General features: G+C 70.3%; 14 protein-coding genes. 6 read left to right on the forward strand and 8 right to left on the reverse strand.

The genetic code is table 11. The features are described 5' to 3' along the window. Positions 1-7 precede the first annotated feature (7 nt). Positions 8-439 carry an OsmC family peroxiredoxin gene (locus N802_RS16115; protein ID WP_035918197.1) on the forward strand — a complete coding sequence of 144 codons (432 nt, stop codon included), beginning with the start codon at positions 8-10 and terminating at the stop codon, positions 437-439. 44 nt (positions 440-483) lie between these two features. Here N802_RS16115 and N802_RS16120 read toward each other — a convergent pair whose 3' ends face one another. After that, complete coding sequence (locus N802_RS16120) at positions 484-1,584, reverse strand: NAD(P)-binding domain-containing protein (RefSeq protein ID WP_035918201.1); 1,101 nt, start codon at positions 1,582-1,584, stop codon at positions 484-486. Positions 1,585-1,939: 355 nt separating this feature from the next. Here N802_RS16120 and N802_RS16125 point away from each other — a divergent pair, with 355 nt between their 5' ends. Both N802_RS16125 and N802_RS16130 read left to right on the forward strand, forming a co-directional pair. Then, a complete protein-coding gene (locus N802_RS16125) occupies positions 1,940-2,446 on the forward strand; it encodes a DUF6318 family protein (RefSeq protein WP_035918206.1) in 507 nt (168 codons plus the stop codon). Between the two features lie 71 nt (positions 2,447-2,517). Further along, on the forward strand, positions 2,518-3,522 hold the full coding sequence (locus tag N802_RS16130) for a thermonuclease family protein (RefSeq protein WP_245613981.1): 1,005 nt from the start codon (positions 2,518-2,520) through the stop codon (positions 3,520-3,522). A 24-nt stretch (positions 3,523-3,546) separates the two neighbouring features. Here the strand turns inward: N802_RS16130 and N802_RS16135 are convergent, their stop codons facing one another. The 6 genes from N802_RS16135 to bioB form a co-directional block, all read right to left on the reverse strand. Continuing rightward, complete coding sequence (locus N802_RS16135; protein WP_035918211.1) at positions 3,547-4,479, reverse strand: alpha/beta hydrolase; 933 nt, start codon at positions 4,477-4,479, stop codon at positions 3,547-3,549. A 75-nt stretch (positions 4,480-4,554) separates the two neighbouring features. Further along, entirely contained in the window at positions 4,555-5,310 is a 756-nt protein-coding gene (bioD, locus tag N802_RS16140) for a dethiobiotin synthase (protein ID WP_052110064.1), read from the reverse strand. After that, positions 5,307-6,380 carry a cytochrome P450 gene (locus tag N802_RS16145; RefSeq protein WP_035918214.1) on the reverse strand — a complete coding sequence of 358 codons (1,074 nt, stop codon included), beginning with the start codon at positions 6,378-6,380 and terminating at the stop codon, positions 5,307-5,309. Before N802_RS16145 ends, bioD begins: the two co-directional genes overlap by 4 nt. A 194-nt stretch (positions 6,381-6,574) precedes the next feature. Continuing rightward, complete coding sequence (locus N802_RS16150) at positions 6,575-7,702, reverse strand: 8-amino-7-oxononanoate synthase (RefSeq protein ID WP_035918218.1); 1,128 nt, start codon at positions 7,700-7,702, stop codon at positions 6,575-6,577. Next, entirely contained in the window at positions 7,702-9,057 is a 1,356-nt protein-coding gene (gene bioA / locus N802_RS16155) for an adenosylmethionine--8-amino-7-oxononanoate transaminase (protein ID WP_035918221.1), read from the reverse strand. Before bioA ends, N802_RS16150 begins: the two co-directional genes overlap by 1 nt. Beyond that, positions 9,050-10,120: a biotin synthase BioB gene (gene bioB, locus N802_RS16160; RefSeq protein WP_035918225.1), complete on the reverse strand. Its 1,071-nt coding sequence runs from the start codon at positions 10,118-10,120 to the stop codon at positions 9,050-9,052. The genes bioA and bioB overlap by 8 nt, the downstream gene beginning before the upstream one ends. A gap of 54 nt (positions 10,121-10,174) precedes the next feature. Here bioB and N802_RS16165 point away from each other — a divergent pair, with 54 nt between their 5' ends. Continuing rightward, entirely contained in the window at positions 10,175-10,750 is a 576-nt protein-coding gene (locus tag N802_RS16165; protein WP_035918227.1) for a TetR family transcriptional regulator, read from the forward strand. A 240-nt stretch (positions 10,751-10,990) separates the two neighbouring features. Here N802_RS16165 and N802_RS16170 read toward each other — a convergent pair whose 3' ends face one another. Then, positions 10,991-12,505 (reverse strand): DEAD/DEAH box helicase, encoded by a 1,515-nt coding sequence (locus N802_RS16170; RefSeq protein ID WP_052110065.1) that lies wholly within the window; start codon positions 12,503-12,505, stop codon positions 10,991-10,993. Between the two features lie 253 nt (positions 12,506-12,758). Here N802_RS16170 and N802_RS16175 point away from each other — a divergent pair, with 253 nt between their 5' ends. Continuing rightward, complete coding sequence (locus N802_RS16175) at positions 12,759-13,661, forward strand: ROK family protein (protein ID WP_035918229.1); 903 nt, start codon at positions 12,759-12,761, stop codon at positions 13,659-13,661. After that, positions 13,658-14,587, forward strand: coding sequence for a 1-phosphofructokinase family hexose kinase (locus N802_RS16180; protein WP_035918231.1), 930 nt, complete (start codon positions 13,658-13,660; stop codon positions 14,585-14,587). Before N802_RS16175 ends, N802_RS16180 begins: the two co-directional genes overlap by 4 nt. Positions 14,588-14,601: the final 14 nt, after the last annotated feature.

Here is a 14,601-nt window from a genome sequence, read left to right on the forward strand (position 1 = left end):
AGCACTCATGGCAGGAACCACCCGCACCGCCACCAACCACTGGGAGGGCGACCTCATGTCCGGCACCGGGCAGGTCACGCTCGAGTCGTCGGGCGTCGGCACGTTCGACGTCAACTGGCCGTCGCGCTCCGAGGAGGCGAACGGCAAGACCAGTCCCGAGGAGCTCATCGCCGCGGCGCACTCGTCCTGCTTCAACATGGCGTTCTCCGGCGCACTCGCCAAGGCCGGCACCCCGCCCACCACGCTCGACACGACCGCTGCCGTGACGTTCGTGCCCGGCACCGGCATCACCGAGATCGCCCTCAAGGTCGTCGGCTCCGTCCCCGGCATGTCCGCGGAGGACTTCCAGACCGCAGCAGAGAGCGCCAAGACGAACTGCCCTGTCTCGCAGGCCCTCAAGGCCGTCCCGATCTCCCTCGAGGCCACCCTCGCGGAGTGATCCGGCGCCTCACCCCCACCGCAACGTCAGCGTCAACGGCTGCTCTAGCCGCCACCCACGCTGACGTTGCGGGAGGTGCCGAAGGGTGAGGCCACCTTCTTGGCGACCTCCATCGCTGCTCGGCGTGCTGCTCGGCTTGCGCCGATGGTGCTCGCCGACGGCCCGTAGCCGATGAGATGAACCCGCGGGTCGAGCGCAGCCGTCGTCGCCGCCTGAACGTTGCCCTCCACCCGCACGAGCGGAATGCCACCCTGCGGTCCCCGCAGCCCGAGCGGCTCCAGGTGGTCCACGGCGGAACGGAATCCGGTGGCCCAGAGGATGACGTCGGCCTCCTCGACCACGCCGTCGGACCATTGGGCCCCACCCTCGACGATCCGCTCGAAGATGGGCAGCGGGTCCTCGAACGCGCCAAGCCGAGCAGCCTCCTGCTCCTGCTCGCGCAGCATCAACCCGGTGGCGCCGACGACGCTGATCGGAGGCAGCCCGGCGACGACGCGCTTCTCGACCTCGGTCACGACTTCGAGCCCCGTCTGCGGCCCGAAATCACTCGTGCGCCACTGCGGCGGGCGACGAGTCACCCACAACACGTCGGCGATGGGCGCCAGCTCACCGATGAACTGCACGGCCGACGCACCGGCACCGACGACGATGATGCGCTTCCCGCGCAGGTGTTCACGACCGGGATACGTCGCAGTGTGGAACTGCTCGCCGCGGAAGTCGTCGACCCCCGGGTAGTCCGGCCAGTTCGGCCGGGTCCACGTGCCCGTCGCGTTGACGAGGGTTCGGGTCCGCCATGCGCGACCGTCGCTCGCCCGGACGACGAGGAGTTCGCCTTCGCTCGTGACCTCCTCCACGACGACGGGCCGCACGATGGGCAGCTGATGCCGCGCCTCGTAGTCCGCGAAGTAGTTCGGCACGGCGACGTTCGCGCGATCGGCCGAACGTGCGGGCGCGGTCTCGCCGGGGAGGTCGGCGACGCCGTGCACGTCGTGCATCGTCAGCGAGTCCCATCGGTGCTGCCAGGCCCCGCCGGCAACGGGATTGCCGTCGAGCACCAGGTGCGTGACCTTGCGTTGGGTCAGGAAGTACGACGCCGCCAGACCGCCCTGCCCCGCACCGATGACGATCGAGTCCCAGACATCCACGGACCGTGCAACGCAGAAAAGAGCTCCCGTATGCCGTCCGCTCGCCACCGCTGTTCGGCGCACCAACGGTCTGTGCCCAACCGAGGAATTCGGTGAGTTCGGGACGATCAGGCGAGTGGGCGAGCCCGGTCTCGAGGCGTCCACGCCCGTTCTCACAGGATGAGAGTTCCCTGTGTGGCGCCCCAAACCATTGTCCGGAGGCCGTGGGCTGACTACTGTCCGCAAAGGACCCGTCGCCAATGGAGGTGTTTCGACGGTGGTTGGAGTACGGCTGAGAAGCCTTCTCGGCGCCCTCGTCTGCTGCTGTGCGCTCGCAGCATGCGGTGGCGGTGAGCCCGAAGCTGCGAACGCAGGCGTGACGCAGCCGACCACTGCCGCACCGGAACCCACCCCCTCCGCGGTGGTGGTGCCCAAGGCTCAGTCGACGGGTGTCCCGGCCAACCCACCCACGCAGTCGATGTCGGCCCAGGCGCGAACCCCGGATGGTGCGACGGTTTTCCTCAACCACTACGTCGCACTGCTCAACTGGGCGCACCAGTCCGGGAACATCCGACCGATCGAGACGGTCGAGGGTCCGGAGTGCGACGAGTGCGCCACCCTCCAGTCCCAGATCACCGGGCTCGCGGCCAAGGACCAGCACACCGGCCCGAACCTGTTCACCCTCGAAGCGATCAAGCCGCCGCCGAACGCCGAGGTCAGCCCCTACGTCGTCCCCGCCACCCTGGTCCAGAATGCCACTCCACTGCTGGACACCGCGGGCGCTTCGGTCGGCGAGCTCAAGGCATCGTCGAGGCGCATGTTCTTCCAGCTGCAGTGGACCGGGCTGGGCTGGTTGGTCACCGACATCACGCCGTCGTCCTGACCGACGAATCCACGCACGCGAGTTTCGCCATTTCACTGGTGCCAAGGGGCAGAGCCGCCTAGCCTCCACGGGTGCACCATGACTCTCCCCGCGTCGCCGGGCCAGCCCCTGGATCCCGTGCTCGCAGGCTGCTCATCGTCGTGGTGGCGATTCACTGCGGACTCGTCCTGTCCATCGTGGGCCTGGGCTCGGCCGGGGCGCTGCTCGCGGGGCTCGGCGCGACGCCGACGCCCTCGACCAACGCGGCCGGGCCCGCCGCGACCGCGGAGCCGGCCGACTCCGACTTCGCCGGCGGTCCAGTCGCAACCCCGAGGCCGAGCGCATCAGTGACAGCGACGGCGTCCGCTGTGGCGGCGCCCGCCCCGTCACCCACACCGAAGCCGTCACCGGCGCGCCCCGCGCAGCCCGCACGCCCCGCACAAGGAGCGGCCGCCGCCGCCGGGGCCCTCTATGCCGTCGCCGGCATCACGGACGGTGACACGATCAAGGTCCGCGTCGGTGGCAAGACGGAGCGTGTCCGGCTGATCGGCCTGGACGCACCTGAGCTCAAGGGTCGCGAGTGCTGGTCCCAGAAGGCGTCGAGCAAGATGCAGAGCCTCGTCCAGAGTCGCTCCGTGCGCATGGTGCGTGACCCGAGCCAGGCCGACCGCGACCGATTCGGCCGACTGCTGCGCCACGTCAGCACCGAAGATGGAACGCTCGTCGCAGCCGTGCTCATCGAGAACGGGTTCGCCCGTGAGTACACCTACGACAACGCCTACCAGCATCAGGCCACGTTCCGCGCTGCGGAGAAGCGCGCGAAGGCCAAGGCACGCGGCATCTGGAGCGCCGCGTGTGCGTTGCCTCCCGGTGCGGCCAAGCCCAAGACGGGAACGCCGGCTGCCCCCATCGCCCCGGCCAGGCCCACGGGCGGCTGCGTGATCAAGGGCAACATCAGCAGCAGCGGCGAGAAGATCTTCCACGTGCCGAGCGGCGGGAGCTACGCCAAGACGGTGATCACGCAGTCCAAGGGTGAGCGGTGGTTCTGCTCCGAGCAGGACGCCCGCGACGCCGGCTGGCGCAAGGCCCGCAACTGACCCTGGCGCCAACCGCGCAGGGCGTCAGTCGCGCTGCGGGATCCGCTCGTCGAGCCACTCGAGGACGTCAGCGACGACCTCGTCCCGGTTGGTCTCGTTGAGCATCTCGTGGCGACCTTCGGGATGCATCGTCGTCGTCACGTCGGTGACACCAGCGGCTCGCAGTCGGTCGGCCACCTCGCGCGGACCCTTCCCGTTGTCGCCGACCGGATCCAGCTCACCCGAGAAGACGAACACGGGCAGGTCGGTGGGGACGGCGGCATACGCGCTGGGCTTGTTGATCTGCTGGATGCCGTGGAGAAGGTCGGCGAAGAACCCGGCAGAGAACACGTTGCCGCACAACGGATCCGCGATGTATTTGTCGACCTCGGCGTGATCACGAGACAGCCAGTCGAACTGCGTTCGGTTGGGCTTGAACTTCGTGTTGAACTGTCCGAAGGTCAGCTTGTCCATGAGGCCCGACCGGTGCTTGCGCCCGCGAATCCGCCCCTGGAGTGCGGCGACACGCTTGCCGACAGCCGCGAGAGGCCCCGGGTCGCCAGCGGTCCCGGACAGGATGAGGCCGGCGAGGCGGGACCCGTGCAGGGTCACGTAGGCGCGGCTGAGGAACGAGCCCATGCTGTGCCCGAAGAGCACGACCGGAACGCCCGGGTGCTCGGCCTGCGCGAACTCGGTCACCGTGCTCAGGTCGGCGACGGCAGTCGCGAAGCCGTCGTGGTCGGCGAAGTAGCCGTGGTCGTCCGGCGACGCCGTCCGCCCGTGGCCGCGGTGGTCCTGCGCATAGACGGCATAGCCTGCGCTGACGAGCTCCTTCGCGAAGCGCTCGTAGCGCGCCGCATGCTCGGCCATGCCATGAGCGATCTGGACGATCGCACGGGGCGGGGTGGCCGGCAGCCAACGGTAGGTGTGCAGCGACGTGCCATCCGCGGCACTGATGGCATGGGTGCTCGACTCCATCGACGACTCCTGTGCGGGGTTGGGCGTGAGGGCCGAGGCTACCTGCCCGTTCTGGGGCTCACAGGCTGTCTGCGATCAACCTCTCCTCCACCGCGTGGACGAGGTCGTCACAGGCGTCGCACCCGTCCCGCCCGCCTCGCCCACACCGCCGCCGGCGAACCAGAGTGGCGCCCGATGGACGAAGTCCGCACGGTCGAGATGGCCGGCCCTCGCGGGGATTCGCGCCAGCAGGGGGGCGTCGAGCGCGGCGAGGAACTCCTGGTTGCCGAGGTCCACCGCGTCAGGGTGGTCCGGCCACGACCCGATGAGCGTGCCGCGGGTGTGCAGTCCGCGAGCCGTGAGCGCTTCCAGGGTGAGCAGCGTGTGGTTGAGCGTGCCGAGGCCGGCGCGAGCGACGACGACCACCTCCGCGTCGGGGCCCAGCACGCCCGCGAGGTCAGCGAGGGTCTCGCCCGCGGATGTGAGGGGCACGAGCAGTCCGCCGGCACCCTCGACGATGACGTGGTCGTGCCGGGCGGCGAGCTGCCGCAGCCGCCCGAGATGATCCACGAGAGCGGGCAGCGTCCTGGATTCCAAGGCAGCCGCCTGCACCGGCGCCATCGGCTCACGCAGGCGAACGCCCTCGGTCCCGCGGACGCCACTGAGCCTGAGAACGTCCTCGATGTCGCCGTCCTCGCCGGGCAGCACGCCGGTCTGCGTCGGCTTGTCCACGGTGACGGTGGCACCTGTCGCCGCGACCATTGAGGCCAGGGCGGCCGTCGCGATGGTCTTGCCCACGCCCGTGTCGGTGCCGGTCACCACGACGAACCGGCGGAACCCGTGGCCCGTCACTCTCCGCTCCGCACGGTCAGGGTGAGTGGGCTCTGGAACGACAGGAGCCGCAACCATGCCGGCTCCGGTCCGCTCAGGCGGAGTCCGGGCAGCGCCCGGGCCGTCTGCTCGAGCACGGCGACCACCTCCACCTCCGCCAGCCGGGCACCGAGGCACCGATGCGGTCCATAGCCAAAAGCGAGTCCGTATGCCGTGTCGCGCGCTTCCGCTGGATGGTTGCCTGTCAGTTCGAGCAGGATCTCCGTCCCCGCGGCGACGTGTGCGTCGCCGAGGGTGGTGCCGTGCGCGGCGATGCGCCGCCACGTGGGGACTGACGACTCCGTGGCGAGGATCCGGCGGACGATGCCGGTCGCCGGAGCGCCGTCGGCCAACCGCTGCCAGACGTTGGGGTGTTGCAGCGTGCGATAGAGCGAGGTGGTGATGAGCTGAGCCGTGGTCTCCTGTCCGGCGATGAGGAGGAAGTAGCCGAGCGAGCAGATCTCACGCTCACCCAGACCGTTCTGGTGCAGGGTGCCGAAGAGGCTGGAGTCGTCGCAATGGGCCCGCACGTCCTTGCGCAGCCACGCATAGAGCTCGGCCGCGCTGTGGGCCAACTCGAGCTGTCGCTCCGGATCCGGCCAGCCCCAGAACAGCTCGAGCGAGTCGCGGCTCCACCGGTTGAGCAGGTCGAGGTCGGGGCAGCCGCTGCCAATGAGGTCCTGCATGATCACCGGCGGGATGTGGCGGCTGAGTTCGCGCACGAGGTCGACGGGTCCGTCGTCGAGGCGTGCCCGGACGGTCTCGCAGCGTGCGTCCGTGAGGTGGCGTACGCGCGGCTCGATCCGTGCGACCTTCGTAGGACTGAAGTATGCCGTGACGAGACTCCGCACCCGCCGGTGCGCCTCGCCGGTGGCCGAGGCCAGGACGTCGGGGAGGGCGAAGCCGACTCGGCTGAGGATGCGGAGGGCTTCCGGACTCAACGGTGTCACGCTGACCAGCGCGTTGTGGGGCGCGAAGTCGTCGACCCGCCGGAGGACCTCTCGGACCTGATCCGGGTCGCGCACCGTGAGGTACGGCGTCGTGTGCGTCACCGTCCAATTGGGTGAGTTGGGTACGGCAGGTGAGTCGGGGCGTCCGTGCGCAACCGTCCATTTGGGTGAGTTCGGTACGGCGGGTGAGCCGGGGTGTGCGTGCGTAACCGTCCAATTGGGTGAGTTCGGTACGGCGGGTGCGCCGGGGCGTTCGTGCGCAACCGTCCAATTGGGTGGGTTCGGTACGGCGGCTCTCACGCGGGGGCCCCCACTGAGGTGAGCTCGCGGATGAGCTGGGCGGCACGGCATACATCGGAGTGAGCCGCGTCGCTGTGTGCGGTGACCCGCAAGCGCGAGATGCCATCGGGCACGCTGGGCGGACGGAAGCAGCCGACGAGGACTCCGGCTTCGCGCAACTGCTGCGACACCCGGAAGGCGTCTGCGGCGCTCGGCATGGGGCGGGACTGCACCGCTCCTGGTGTCCGGGCGACGCCGAGTTCGTTGGCTAGCAGGTCGGCGACGTCGTGGAGCCGCTGCACCCGCGACGGCTCGGCCTCGATGACGGCGCAGGCCGACGCAGCGGCTGCTGCGGGTGCGGGTGCCAGCGCGGTGTCGAAGAGGAAGCTGCGTGCGGCGTTGACGAGGTGGTCGCGCAGGGCTGCGGACCCGAGGACCGCGCCGCCCATGGAACCGAGCGCCTTCGAGAGCGTCGCGGTCACGATGACGTCGTCGGCGTCGGCGAGCCCCGCGGCGTGAACGGCACCCCGGCCCTGGCCGAGGACACCGATGCCGTGGGCCTCGTCGACGACAAGGACGGCGTCGTGCCGTCGGCAGACCTCGACCATCGCGGCGAGATCGGTCGCGTCGCCGAGGACGGAGTAGACCGACTCGACGGCGACGACGGCCCGCCGCTGGGTCCGTTCGGCGAGGACGGTGTCTAGCGCTGCGAGGTCCTGGTGGGCGAAGGTCGCGACCGGTGAGCGCGACGCCCGGGCGCCGTCGATCAAGGAGGCGTGGATGTGTGCGTCGAGCACGAGGAGGGTGTCGGGACTGCTCAGGGCACCGAGGATTCCGAGGTTGGCGGTGTATCCGCTCGAGAAGACCAGTGCTGCCTCGCGTCCCGTGAGTTGGCACAGCGCCTGCTCGAGGCGGGCGTGGACCTGGAGGGTTCCGGTGACGACGCGGGAGGCTCGGGCTCCGGCGCCGTGCCGCTCCATGGCCTCGCACGCCGCGGCCACCACCTGGGGGTGGCGGGACAGGTCGAGGTAGTCGTTGCCGGCGAAGTCGACGACGGCCTCGGGGTGGAGTCGGGTGAAGCGCTCCATGTCCCGCCGCCCTCGCACCCGCGCGGCGTCGGCGAGCCAGACGTCCATGGCGCCCATCAGCCGTGCACCTCGGCGACGGCTTGGAGCATGGCGTGACCGATGGTGCGCACGTCGTCGGTGGACACATAGGGCGGCATGGCATAGACGAGGTTGCGGAAGGGGCGCAGCCAGACGCCGTGTCTCACGGCGGCAGCGGTCACGCCGGGGACGTCGACCGGGCGGTCGAGCTCGACCACGCCGACGGCGCCGAGGACGCGGATGTCTCGCACACTGCTGGGGCGGGGGACCCCGCAGGCGTCGGCGGCATCGCCCAGCAAGGAGGTGGTCAGCGCCAGTCGGATGCGTTCGACGCGGTCGAGGCCGTCGCGCTCCACCAGCGACAGCGAAGCCGCGGCCACCGCGCACGCGAGCGGGTTCCCCATGAACGTCGGGCCGTGCAGCAGTGCCGCTTGCGGGGTGCCCTCGAGGGCTGCGGCGACCTTGGTCGAGCAGATCATCGCGGCCAGCGTGAGGTAGCCGCCGGTCAGGGCCTTGCCCACACAGAGGATGTCGGGGACGACGTCCGCCCACTCCCCCGCGAACATCCGGCCGGTCCGCCCGAAGCCGGTCGCGATCTCGTCGCAGATGAGGAGCAGCCCGTGCGCGTCCGCCACCGCCCGCAGGAAGGTCAGGCACTCGGGGGCGTAGACGTACATGCCACCGGCGCCCTGCAGCACCGGCTCCACGATGATCCCGGCCACCTCATCGGCATGGTGGGCGATGGTCACCTCGGCCGTGGCACACCAGTTCGCGACGGCGTCCGCGTCGGAGACGAGAGCGCCGTCGACAAGGCGAGCGGACGGCATACGGGGAAGGAAAATCTGCTCGGAGACGTGACCCGCGAAGGTCGCGTGCATCCCGTCGACGGGATCGCACACGCTCATCGCTCCCGCAGTGTCGCCGTGGTAGCCGCCGCGCAGGGCCACGAAGCGCCGGCGGCCGGGTCGGCCCCGGGCTGCTTGGTATTGCACCGCCAGCTTGAGCGCGACCTCCACGGAGACTGATCCCGAGTCGGCGAGGAAGACGTGCTGGAGTTCGGGCGGCGTCAGGGCGACGAGGCGCTCCGCCAGGGCGACGGCCGGCTCGTGGGTGAGCCCGCCGAACATGACGTGGCTGAACCGTCCGGATTGCTCGGCGAGCGCGCGGTCCAGTTCGGGGTGGCGGTAGCCATGGATGGTGCTCCACCACGAACTCATGCCGTCGATGACTTCGTGGCTGGTGCCGTCGGCGTCGGTCAGCGTGAGGCGGACACCCTCGGCGGCGTCGACCTGGAAGAGCGCCGGCGAGGTGAGCGGGGCGTAGGGGTGCCACACCAGGCCGCGTTCGCGGCCGATGAGCCGGGTGTCGCTCCGCAGCAGCGTCGCGTCAGGCATTCGCAGGAGACGTCGTCCCGGCGCCGCGCTGGCGCAGGATGACCTCGTCGCGGCGCTCCTCGTTGCTGGGGTCCGCGTCGTCGCCGGCACCCAGCACGGTGAAGCCGGAGTCCTTGATGAGGTCGAGGTCGGCGGTAGCCTCCTGCCCCTCACTCGTGAGGTAGTCGCCGAGGAAGAGCGAGTTGGCCAGGTGCAGCCCGAGCGGCTGCAGGGTGCGCAGGTGCATCTCGCGGCCGCCGGACATGCGGACTTCGGTTGTGGGACAGGCGAATCGGGCCAGCGCGAGGATCCGGATGCAGCGGCGTGGGTCGAGCTCCCAGGTGCCCTCGAGTGGCGTTCCCTCGAAGGGCATGAGGAAGTTCACCGGGATCGAGTCACCCCCGAGGTCGCGCAGCGCGAACATCGCGTCGACGAGCTCCTCGTCGCTCTCGCCCATGCCGACGATGAGGCCCGAGCAGGCCGAGAGTCCAGCCTGCTGCGCCTTGTCGACGGTGTCGACCCGGTCGTCGAAGGTGTGGGTCGAGCAGATGTCCTCGTAGCGGGACTCGGCCGTGTTGAGGTTGTGGTTGTAGGCGTCGGCGCCCGCGTCGCGCAGCCGCTCGGCCTGACCCTCCTTGAGGAGCCCGAGACAGACGCAGACCTCGACGGCGGGGTGCTGGGACTTGAGCTCGTCGACCATCCCGGAGACGCGGTCGATGTCGCGGTTGCTCGGGCCGCGACCGCTGGCCACGAGGCAGACCCGGGAGGCTCCGGCCTTGATGCCCACGGCGGCCTGGTCGGCGGTCTCCTGCTCGCTGAGCCAGCTGTACTTGAGGATGTCGCTCGTCGATCCGAGCCTCTGCGAGCAGTAGCCGCAGTCCTCGGGGCAGAGTCCCGACTTGAGGTTGACGAGGTAGTTGACCTTGACCGTGTTGCCGAAGGCCGCGCGCCTCAGCCGGCCGCCGGCGGCGACCAGCGAGAGCAGTGCCTCGTCGGGTGAACGGAGGATCGCCAGGGCGTCGTCTCGGGTGAGCACGCCGCCGGCGAGCTGCTGGTCGGCCAGGTCGTCAAAGGAATTGAACACCGTTCAAGGATACGATCGCGGTGCCCGCGACCGAGCCCCACCCCGAGGAATCCCATGGCGTTGACGCGATCCCTCGTGGTCGACGCGGCAGTCGCGCTGCTCGATGAGTACGGCCTGGAGTCCCTTTCCATGCGCCGACTGGCGACGTCGCTGGATGTCCAACCGGGTGCGCTCTACTGGCACGTCAAGAGCAAGCAGGACCTGTTGGCAGCCGTCGCGTCGCGGATCATCAGCAGCGTCCCGCTGGAGGCGTCGACGCGTGATGAGCCGCTGGCGGCCGTGCGGACGATCGCTCTCTCGTTCCGTGAGGCCCTGCTGGCCCATCGCAACGGGGCCGAGATCGTGACCCTGGCGCAGGCGCTCGCGGACACCCCGCTGCCGGTGCGGCGCGCGATGCACACGGCGCTGCTCGAGGTGCTGGAGCCGGATCCTGCGGCGTGGACCGCGCAGGCCGTGACGCACTACGTCCTCGGCGCGACGAGCGAACAGCAGAGCCGCGCCGACTTCACCCGGGCCGGTGTCCTGCCTGCGGGCGACGAGGATGAGGCGGACCTGCCGGCGTTCGTCTTCGGACTCGACGCCCTCATCGCCGGCGCCTCCCGTACCGAACTCACCCAATTGGACGGTTAGGCCCGCCCGCCTGAGTCGCCTGCCGTACCGAACTCACCCAATTGGACGGTTAGGCCCGCCCGCCTGAGTCGCCTGCAGGCCCGAACTCACCCAATTTGGACGGTTGGGGCACGGACGAACCGGGCCACCTGACGTACCGAACTCACCGAATTCCTCGGGTGGGGACGCACACAAAGGCGATCCGGTATGCCGGCCGCACGAGCTGCGCGGCCGGCATACCGGATCGTTGTGAAGGGTTTGTCAGCCTCGGCGACCGGCGCGCGACTGCGACGAGAACGCCGCCGCCCCGCCGCTGCGTCGCTGCCCGCCCGACTGGCCGCCGGAGCGACGGGGGCCGCCGCTGCGCTGACCCTCGGGCTGGCCACCGCCGGAACGCTGTCCACCACCCGAACGCTGGCCGCCGGACTGGCGCTGACCACCCGAACGCTGTCCACCGCCGGAACGCTGTCCACCACCCGAACGCTGACCGCCGCCGGAACGCTGCCCACCGCCGCGCTGGCCCCCACCCTGGGGAGCCGCGCCCGGCACGACGAACGGACCGGGGAAGGTGCGCTCACCCGGCGCTAGCTCGGTCAGGAGCGGGTGGGACGGGTTGACCTTGGTCGTCGTCGGCTTGATCCCGGCCTTGCGGGTGAGGTCGCGGACGTCGCGGATCTGGTCGTCCATCATCAGCGTGACGACCGTGCCGGAGTTGCCCGCGCGGGCGGTGCGGCCGGAGCGGTGGAGGTAGGCCTTGTGCTCGACCGGCGGGTCGGCGTGGATGACGAGGCCGACGTCGTCGACGTGGATGCCGCGAGCGGCGATGTCGGTCGCGACGAGCGTGTGCGCCGTGCCCGAGTGGAACGCGTCCATGGTGCGGGTGCGGGCGTTCTGGCTGAGGTTGCCGTGGAGCTCGACGGCCGGGATGCCCTCGGCGTTGAGCTGGCGGGCGAGCTTCTTGGCGCGGTGCTTGGTGCGCGTGAAGACGACCTTGCGACCGGGAGCGGCGGTGAGGTCGACCAGCACGGGCAGGTGGGCGTCGGCCGTGACGTGCAGGACGTGGTGGCTCATCGTGGCGACCGGTGACTGCGCCGAGTCGGCCTCGTGCGTGACGGGCGACGTGAGGTAACGCTTGACGAGCGTGTTGATCCCGGCGTCGAGCGTGGCCGAGAAGAGCATGCGCTGACCGTCACCCGGCGTACGGTCCATGATGCGCTTCACGCCCGGGAGAAAGCCGAGGTCGGCCATGTGGTCGGCCTCGTCGAGCACGGTGATTTCGACGGAGTCGAGGTTCACGTGGCCCTGACCGATGAGGTCCTCGAGGCGACCGGGGCAGGCCACGACGACGTCGACACCGCGGGCGATCGCCTGGACCTGGGGGTTCTGGCCGACGCCACCGAAGACCGTCTTGGATGTGAGGCCGAGTGGCTTCGCGAGCGGCGCCAGTGCGTCGTCGATCTGGGTCGCTAGTTCGCGCGTCGGCGCGAGAATGAGGGCGCGGGGGCGCTTCGACTGGCGTCGACGACCGCCGTCCGCCGCGAGGCGCGCGAGCACCGGCAGGAGGAACGCGTAGGTCTTGCCGGAGCCGGTGCGGCCCCGGCCGAGCACGTCCCGACCGGCGAGGCTGTCAGGGAGCGTCGCGGCCTGAATCGGCGTGGGAGAGGTGATGTCGCGGTCCGCGAGGACGCGGACGAGCGACTCGGGAACGCCCAGCCGGGCGAAGCCCGCGGTGTCGCGGGACGTCGTCGGGGCAGGGGTGAGGGTGTCAGTGGACACGAAGGAGTACTCCAGAGAGTTTCTGATGCAGTCGGTTCTGCCCGGCGCGTTCCGAGTCTCGCGAGGCCTGGCGCAACGTCAGTGTTGGCGGCTTCGTGTCTCTCGGTCGCGGCGCAATGGCATCGACAGTGAGAAAAGAAGAAGCAGGTCCGAGGCAGAACAGTGCGGACCGCTGAAGTCGAGTCTAGGGGCTGAGGGCCGATTCCCCTCAATCGGGGCCGTGTGCCCGAACCCTAGACTGGCCAGCGTGGCGATGAGGCTGGTGGCGGGAGTCGACGTCGGGGGGACCCGGGTCAAGTCCGTGCTCAGCGACGCCGATGGCTCAATCGTGTTGGCGCACACCGCTCCCACGCCTACCCAGCCCGGCGAACGGGTCGTCGACGTCATCTCCGAGACGGTGTCCACGCTGCTCGATCGTGCAGTGGACGAAGGCCTTGACGGCATGCTTACAGCTGTCGGGGCGGTCGTCCCCGGTCTCGTCGAGGAGGCCACCGGGGTGGCGGCGTGGTCGGCCAACCTCGGCTGGCGCGATCTCCCACTGCGGGAGCGGCTCGAGGCTCGGTTCGACGTTCCGGTCGCCGTGGGTCACGACGTCCGGGCCGGACTGCTGGCCGAACACCGGCTCGGTGCGGCGCTCGGGGTCCCGGACGCGTTGTTCGTCGCCCTGGGGACGGGCATCGCTGGTGCGCTCCTCACCTCCGGGCGGGTGGTCGCCGGCACGGAGTGGACCGGCGAGATCGGTCACGTGACCGTGGCTCCCGAGGGGCCGGTCTGTGGCTGTGGTCGGCGAGGGTGCCTCGAGGCGGTGGCGAGCGCCGGGGCTCTGGGGCGCGCGTGGCGGGAGCTGGGGCGCGAGGGTGATGCCGAAGCGGTGAGTCGGGCCGTTGCTGCCGGAGACGCCGAGGCGATCCGGATCTGGGAGGGCGCGATCGATGCACTCGTTCGGGTCATCGCGCCGGTGTGCGCGGCAGCCGGGACGCGCGTCCTCCTGGTCGGTGGCGGGCTGGCCCTGGCGGGCGGCGTCCTGCTGGATCCGTTGCGCGACAGGCTCGTTGGCGCCTTGGGCCACGAGCGCATCACCGTGACTCACGCAGCACTCGGTGACCGTGCCGCGGCACTTGGAGCATCCCTTCTCGCCCTGGAGACCCTCACGTGATCCTCACCCTCACCCCCAATCCGGCTCTCGACATCACGTATGCCGTGCCGCGCCTTCTCGTGGGCGAGACCCATCGCGTCTCGGTCACCGGAACCCATGCGGGAGGCAAGGGTCTCAACGTCGCCGGGGTCCTGGCCTGCATGGGCATCGACCACGTGGCCCTCGCGCCCCTCGGGGATCGGCAGCGTGAGTTCTTCGTCGAGGATGCGGCTCAGCGTGGCCTGCGACTCCGACTCGTCGACACGCCTGTCGCGACTCGCCGGTCGGTGGCGGTCTTCGGGGCGGACGGCGAGGCGACGGTGCTCAACGAACAGGGCAACCCGCAGCCTGCCGAGGTCTGGGACGAGCTCACGGACATCGTGGCCGCAACCCTCAGCCCGGGGGACGTGTTCACCGTCTCGGGGAGCCTGCCGCCCCAGACTCCGGACGACACCCTGGTTCGGTTGTGCCGCACCGCTGCGGATGCAGGGGCTGAAGTCGTCGTGGATGGCCGTGGCCAGTGGGTCAATGAGGTGCTGCGGATCGTCCCGGCCCTCGTGAAACCCAATGCGTCCGAGGCTGCGGCGATGACCGGCATCGAGGAGCCGACTGAGGCTGCGCGCGCGCTTCTCGCTGCTGGGGCCTGGGCCGCGCTGATCTCCAAGGGTGCGGACGGGCTCGTCCTCCTCACATCGTCCGGTCGGCACTTCGAGGCGCGTCCCCGCACCCGAGCGGCGGGCAACGCGACCGGCGCGGGCGACGCCCTCACGGCCGCGATCTCGGCCGGACTCGACGGAACGCCGCGCGACGAGGTCGACTGGCCGGAGGTGCTGCGGGTCGGTGTCGCCTGGTCGGCTGCCGCCGTGCGACAGATGGTTGCCGGCGTGATCGACCGCGCCGACGTCGACTCCCTCCTCGACGACGTCGAGGTCATCGAGCACGCCTGACGCCGACCCGTCGT

The organism is Knoellia sinensis KCTC 19936, from assembly GCF_000768705.1.
GTDB lineage: Bacteria > Actinomycetota > Actinomycetes > Actinomycetales > Dermatophilaceae > Knoellia > Knoellia sinensis.